This is a genomic window from Klebsiella sp. MS 92-3, from assembly GCF_000195655.1.
Taxonomy (GTDB): Bacteria; Pseudomonadota; Gammaproteobacteria; order Enterobacterales; family Enterobacteriaceae; genus Klebsiella; species Klebsiella pneumoniae.
The window spans coordinates 41,856-48,890 of record NZ_GL882763.1; the positions used below are offsets into that span (position 1 = coordinate 41,856).

At 51.0% G+C, this 7,035-nt stretch carries 6 protein-coding genes and 2 pseudogenes; all 8 read left to right on the top strand.

Annotated elements, in window-relative coordinates; all coding sequences use genetic code 11:
* A pseudogene (locus tag HMPREF9538_RS31410) lies at nucleotides 1–97 on the top strand (DNA-binding protein); the annotation flags it as partial.
* A 60-nt stretch (nucleotides 98–157) separates the two neighbouring features.
* Nucleotides 158–361 (top strand): HHA domain-containing protein, encoded by a 204-nt coding sequence (locus HMPREF9538_RS21125; protein ID WP_009484305.1) that lies wholly within the window; start codon nucleotides 158–160, stop codon nucleotides 359–361.
* A gap of 13 nt (nucleotides 362–374) precedes the next feature.
* Entirely contained in the window at nucleotides 375–605 is a 231-nt protein-coding gene (locus tag HMPREF9538_RS21120; protein ID WP_009484306.1) for a hypothetical protein, read from the top strand.
* 226 nt (nucleotides 606–831) lie between these two features.
* The gene (locus HMPREF9538_RS0127085) at nucleotides 832–2,178 is read left to right on the top strand and encodes an ISNCY family transposase (protein ID WP_077249638.1); all 1,347 of its coding nucleotides are present in this window, start codon (nucleotides 832–834) and stop codon (nucleotides 2,176–2,178) included.
* A 48-nt stretch (nucleotides 2,179–2,226) separates the two neighbouring features.
* Nucleotides 2,227–2,631, top strand: a complete 405-nt coding sequence (locus tag HMPREF9538_RS21115; RefSeq protein ID WP_009484309.1) for a helix-turn-helix domain-containing protein — start codon at nucleotides 2,227–2,229, stop codon at nucleotides 2,629–2,631.
* Nucleotides 2,632–3,023: 392 nt separating this feature from the next.
* Nucleotides 3,024–3,172, top strand: a pseudogene (locus tag HMPREF9538_RS30975) (aldo/keto reductase); the annotation flags it as partial.
* 438 nt (nucleotides 3,173–3,610) lie between these two features.
* On the top strand, nucleotides 3,611–6,112 hold the full coding sequence (ptsP, locus tag HMPREF9538_RS21105; RefSeq protein ID WP_009484311.1) for a phosphoenolpyruvate--protein phosphotransferase: 2,502 nt from the start codon (nucleotides 3,611–3,613) through the stop codon (nucleotides 6,110–6,112).
* Nucleotides 6,113–6,135: 23 nt separating this feature from the next.
* Nucleotides 6,136–7,035 (top strand): PTS fructose transporter subunit IIC (locus HMPREF9538_RS0127090; protein ID WP_228701547.1); only part of this gene is annotated, 900 nt, incomplete at its 3' end.

A 7,035-nucleotide genomic window follows, 5' to 3' on the forward strand; every position in this document is an offset into this window, starting at 1 on the left:
GGAGGAGCAGTTCAGGGAGATTTCGGATAACATTCGCTTGTCCGGTCTGAGCATCAGTGATTATCTTACACAGAACGGCACGGGCCATAACGCCTGAAAGAAATTTGCGTTATTTGTAAAATTAAATACCAGGGAAGCCTCAGGATATAAAAAACTAATGACGAAACAGGAATGGATTTTACGACTACGGCGCTGTACATCGAAGGAAACCCTGGAAAGGGTAATAGAAAAAAATAAATATTCTCTGTCAGATGATGAGCTTGAGCATTTCAATGCCGCGGTTGATCACCGGCTGGCGGAGATGACGATGGGAAAGTTGTATGACCGGGTACCGACAGGTGTCTGGAAATTTGTGAAATAGAACAGGTGATCTTATGAGTTACGGCTGGCTCTTCGAAAATCCGGATGATGACATTTCGGGTGGTAATCATATCAATCTGGAACACCTCCCTCCGGAGCTAAAACATGTTGTTCTCCAGATAGTACAGAATCAGATTAACCGTGATACTGCAGAGAAAAAACTGGCAGAATTAATCAGGCAACTCGAGTTTGATATAACTGCAGCAGAACTGTCAGCATATCTTTTTAAACCGGGCCATGCCTGACGGCTTACCCGGTAGCGATAATGGTGGAGACCGACGGAGGACTCCACTTTGGCCGCTGGATCAGCAAAAAAGCAATGCAACTGCATGATATTTAACATAAAACGCATTAAGCGCACCAATGCTGTCAGCACAAAGCGTTATTGTCGTCTCAGCACAATTCACACGCGTCGTGTACGCTAAGCCTTCATTTTGCTCAGCACAGGACCGCGATCTTATGTTGGTGACTATGACAGACAAAGAACTTTACCGGCTTGGCATCATTCAGCGAGTATTTGACCGGGCTTTGCTTCAGCGCGACGCAGCAGACATACTTAAGCTCAGTGTTCGTCAGGTGCAGCGTCTTGTGCGTCTGTACCGGACAGATGGCGCAACCGCATTTGCATCTTCCCGCCGTGGACGTCCTGCAAACAACCGGATCGACGAAGAAACACGCTGTAAAGCCCTGGATTTGATCCGGTGCCACTATTCAGATTTTGGCCCAACGCTCGCAACCGAAAAACTGGCTGAACGCCATCATATATATCTCTCCGTTGAAACCATCCGTAACTGGATGACAGCCGACGGTCTCTGGCGTCCTCATTCCCGCCGGCGACCCCGGGTTTACCAGCCGCGATATCGTCGCGACTGTCTCGGCGAACTGGTTCAGATCGATGGCTCTCACCATGACTGGTTCGAAGGCAGAGCCCCAAAATGCTGTCTTCTGGTCTTCATGGATGACGCCACAGGTCGCCTGATGCACCTGCGATTCTGTGATTCAGAAAACGCCTTTGACTACATGATGGCTACCCGGCAATACATTGATAAACATGGTAAACCTGTCGCATTTTACAGCGACAAGCATGCGGTGTTCAGGGTCAGCGGACCCGAAAGCCGACGTACCGGCACAACCCAGTTCGGACGGGCTCTCCGGGAACTGGCGATCGAATTGATTTGTGCCAACAGCAGCCAGGCAAAAGGACGCGTGGAACGGGTCAATAAAACCCTGCAGGATCGCCTGATTAAAGAGATGCGACTGCAGAACATCAGCTCGGTTGCTGAAGCCAATCAGTGGATTGAACATTTCATGTCTGATTTTAACCGTCGTTTCTCCCGGCCGGCAAAATACCCTAAAGATCTGCACCGTGCGGTCACACAGAGTCCACTGGAGCTGAATGATATCTTCGCCTGGCAGGAGCTGCGGACCTTATCGAAAGCACTGACTTTTCAGTATGATAAAGTGATGTATATCATTGAACCCACCGAACAAAATACGCGCATAGCAGGTGAAAAAATTACCGTTTATGATTACCCTGACGGAAGCATTACTTTCCGGCATCAGCACCGGCCACTGGGTTATAAGATTTTCGATAAACTGACCTGCGTTGATCAGGGGGCGGTTGTTGATAACAAACGACTGGGTGCCGTTCTGAGGCTGGCACAGCAGAAACAGGAAGAGCTGGAGGCTGAAGGAAAGCGAATGCGCAGTACAAAAATGCCCCGCAGGCGCGCTCAGGAACGTGCACTGGAAGAGCTCAGGGCGATCAACCCGGTGCTGGCCAGTCCGCAGGATTTTATCCCCAGCCTGAAGCGATGAGCCCTTCCCTCACCTGCGGATCTGATATGGCCGACAGATGAGAGAAAAATGGACGACAACAAACCAGTGCTCCTGACACTTCACGAAGCGCTACGCCTGGATTTGATTGAAGCCTATATGGCGCGGGAAATTACGCTGGCAAAAGTGGCGGAATCCATGGAGCTCACCCGTCGTCAGTGCTCCCGTCTGATTAAACGCTACCGCGAGCTGGGGCCAGCCGGTCTGGTCAGCCGGCGCCGTGGAAAGCCAGGCAATCATCAGTTAAACACCACCATCAGAGATCAGGCACTGCAGCTTATTCGCTCACGCGGCCGGGGTATGAATCCGTCAGCCATCTGGCGAATTCTGACCACAGAATACGGTGTCCGGATTTCAAAAGAGACCGTGCGGAAAATGATGATTGCCGAGAAAACCTGGCACCCTCGCCCGTCCTCAAACCCTGAATCAGACTGAAGAAGGCATTGCCCGGACTCACCACAGACGTCACTTCAGCTTGGCTTTAAATACGACATTTCAACATTGGCTAGACAAATGCTGTAGAGGCTCAATGCTAATGTCTATTTGGGGGCTGCGGATGTTTTCCTGTGTACGATTATAATCGGCGCTTTGTCAAATTCCTCGACATGACTTTGATGTGCATCTGCCACTTGAATATGATGACCTGGCTGCCTTTTTCATATAATGCCGTATTCATCGCCGCTATTGCCGCAATAGTGCTGGCGATCACCACCGGCCTGGGCGTTGGTGGTATTTCCGTAATTGTCGGCACTGTGTTCATGTTCTTCTCTATGAATGGCATCATCGCGGCGACATCCACGACTTGCGCACTGGATGCAGTGCTTAATACAAAACTGCAACGGCTGGAAGAAAACCTGGGGCTGCCGACATCATTCTTTCACAGGATGACTCACGTCAGATAACCCAGGCGCTTGAAACGATTAAAATCGTCGGCGAGCGTTACTCTCCTGAGCATCAGGCTCGCGTAGGTCGTTAATACCCGGACGGGTCCGTACTTTATTGCGGACCCTTGTTTCGCTTCATTAATCAGGCAGATAACTCAGATTGTTTTAAATCAGGTACATATCTGCTAACGCCATAGTGATAGATGCCGCCGGAGAAGTCGTTAATAGACACGCCGGAAACAGATCATCCTGCCTACCCCCGCACCATTTCATGAACCTGTTTGTATTAGCTTTAAATTTGTGATCCATATTGCAAAAACGGTTCAAAAACCAGAAACAAAAAAACAAACTAAATCAAACAAATAATTGAGAATTAATCATTCAAAAATATGACAAAAGTCACAAAATCACAATCAGGTAACTATTTTTAATAAAAGGTCACTTTTTTACTATATCATCACCGTTGCGAACAGGGAAAGATAGCGAGATCGGCAACACGTTGACGCGCACAATAGCATACAGGAGTTGAGATGGCGGTGGTTATAACCTATGTATGTGAGCTTCATGAAGGTGTTCATGCCCGGCCTGCCGGATACATCGCGCGGCTATGTAATCTTTTCCAGGCAGATATCGACTGGGAAAACACCCGTACGGGACTACTGGCAAATGCAAAAAGCGCCCTCTCGCTGATTGCCAGTGACACGCTGGTAAACGATACATGTCGCATCACCCTTTGCGGAGAAGATGAGCAACAGGCCGCAGTCCAGCTGCGCACGTTGCTTTCCGATCTCCCGACCTTCAGCCTTGAACCGGAACCCGCAACCACGTGGGGCTATCTTCCCCGCTGCCTGCGGGAACTGAACCCGCACGTGATTCAGGGAACTCGCATAAATAAAGGCGCAGCCATCGCCAGACCACAGGTAATACAGAGCCTGGCTTTCACCGATATTATCGCCCGCAATCCAGGGCATATCGACAATATTGAAAGCGAAAAAGCCCACTTTCTTGCCGGGTTAGATTCATTACGCCTAGAGCAAGAAGCCGCACTCGGAAAAAACCAAGGTATTGAGCACGACCTTATTGCGGCACATCTATCTCTGATAACCGACAGCGCATTTCAGGATAGTGCGATCGGTTATCTGAATAACAACATGAATGCCTGGTCGGCTATAGCGCAGGCGTCCCTAGACTTTTGCCATCAGCTTGAGCGCTCGCCTAGCCAGTATCTTCAGGAGCGCGCCCTGGATATTCTTGATATCGCGACGCAGCTCATCAGTGCGATCTATGGCGAACAGGCTCTGGCTTACCACCCGCCTTTGCTAAATGAACCGACAATTGTTTTCGCCAGTCACCTGACCCCCAACCAGTTTCTGGCGCTAAACCGCAAACACCTTGCAGGTCTGGTGCTGTCCTCTACGGGGAAAACCTCCCATACAGCCATACTGGCTCGTTCGTCAGGTATCCCAACCCTAGCGGATATCGATTTTTCATCGCTGGATATCGATGTCGAGCAGCTGATAATCATTGATGGTGAGCCAGGGATCCTGATTACTCATCCGGATGAGAAAGTTCTGCGCTACTACCGTCATGAAATTGCCGTCCAGCAGGATATGCAGCAGCGGCTGCGGGAAAATGCTTTAGCGCCCGCAAGAACCCGCGATGGGCATCGCGTAGAGGTAGCCGCTAATATTGCAAGCCTTGCCGAAGCGCAGGCGGCCTTTGAAAACGGCGCGGAAAGCATCGGCCTGTTTCGCACCGAGATAACCTATATGGGCCGCGATTGCCCGCCCTCCTGCGCTGAACTGACAGACCTGTATAAACAGGTTGTTACTCTGGCAGGGGGGAAGCCCGTTATCTTTCGCACCTTCGATATCGGCGGTGATAAACCGGTTGGATATCTAAGCGTCGACAATGAAGAAAACCCGTTTCTTGGTTTCCGGGCAGTGCGTACTTATCCGCAATATCGCGACCTTTTTTCCACCCAACTGAAGGCTATTCTGAGCGCCTCAGCATCAGGTAAAGCCAAAATTATGCTGCCGATGATTTCTCGGGTGGAAGAACTTATCTGGTGTCGTGAGGTACTGGAATCGGTTAAACAGGAGATGCGCCACGAGGGTCTGGCATTTGATGAACAGACAGCGCTCGGAATCATGCTGGAAGTACCTTCGGTACTTTTCTCTATGGCGGAGATGGCAGAACATGCGGATTTCTTCAGCGTGGGCAGTAATGACCTGACGCAATACTTTTTCGCCGCAGACCGGGGTAATGCCCAGGTAAAAACGCTTTATGACAGTTACACTCCACCGTTTTTACGCGCCCTGCAGTTCGCAGTGAAAGAGGCTCATCGCGCCGGTAAACCTGTCGGGTTGTGCGGTGAACTCACTGCTGACGAAACCATTCTCCCACTGCTTATCGGCATTGGCTTTGATGAATTGAGTATGAACTGCACCGCGATTCCGGGGATTAAGCACGCTCTGGGCCAACTCAGTGCCGGAGATTGCCGGTCGCTGGCGCAGAATCTTTTGCAAAATCACAACGCACAACAGTTCAAAGCCGCATTACATAACTCGAGCCTTAGTGCGGCGCAAAAGCCGCTGCTATCGCCGGAGATGGTTTTATGGGGAATTGACGCCGCTGATAAAAACGAGGCTATCAAAATGATGGTTGATAACCTGTGGCTTCAGCAGCGCACCAATACACGTGACAGGCTCTGCAGTGATATCTGGGCTCGCGAAGTGCCTTTTCCTACCGTCGTTGGCTCGGGCTTTGCTATCCCCCATGCCCAAACGGACGCTGTCAGGGATTCCTCCGTCAGTATTGCCACGCTCAGGCAACCTATCGCCTGGGGCGGCGTCATGGTGGATACCCTGTTCATGCTGACGATTAGCAAATCCGCGCAGGATAACGAGCATATGAAGTACTTCTCCACCCTGGCGCGCATGCTCATGAATGATGAATTTGTCAGCAAGATTAAAGCGGCAAAAAGCCCGGAAGCGCTTTACACGCTGATATCCAGAACTCTGGTCTTCTGAGCAGCAAACGTTACGAGGCTGACATGTTAAAACTATTAAAAAATACTAAACGACATTTTATGACCGGCGTCTCCTACATGATCCCGTTTGTCGTCGCTGGTGGTGTTCTGTTGGCGCTCGCGGTGATGTTTAACGGGGAAGCCGCCGTACCGGACCATGGTTTCCTGAAGGCCATGTCGCAAATTGGTATGGCTGGCTTAACCCTGTTTATCCCCATCCTGTCAGGATTTATCGCGTATTCGATGGTCGATAAACCGGGCATCGCGCCGGGTGCCATCGGCGGCCTGATGGCTTATCAGATGGGCGCCGGATTTTTAGGCGGCATGCTCTCCGGGATTATTGCCGGGCTGGTGGTCTATGTTCTGTTGAACCTGATCGCCCGGCTTAAAACCCCCCACTTCCTGCGCATGGTATTACCGATATTTATTATTCCGCTGATCGGGACCTTTCTCACCGGCATGGCGGTGTATTACATCATTGGCGACCCGATTGCCGTGCTAATGAAGTGGCTTAGCGTCTGGCTTGGCAATATGCAGGGCGCGTCGTTTATTATCCTCGGTACCATCCTGGGCTGCATGATCGCCGTTGACATGGGCGGCCCAATGAATAAAACCGCTTTTTTCTTTGCTGTTGCACTGATCTCAACGAACCCGCAGCTGATGGCAGCAGTCGCTGCCGCCGACTGTACTCCGCCTCTGGGGCTGGCGCTGGCAACCTTTCTGTTTAAAGACATCTTTAATGATGTGGAGCGAGAAGCCGGTAAGCCAGCGATAATTATGGGCTTTATGGGGATAACAGAAGGGGCAATTCCGTTTGCGGCGGCGGATCCGGTACGGGTGATCCCGGCAATTATGCTTGGCAGTGCGGTTGCGGCAATCCTCTCACTATGGTTTGGCGCAACCAACGCCCCCCCCCGGGGGGGG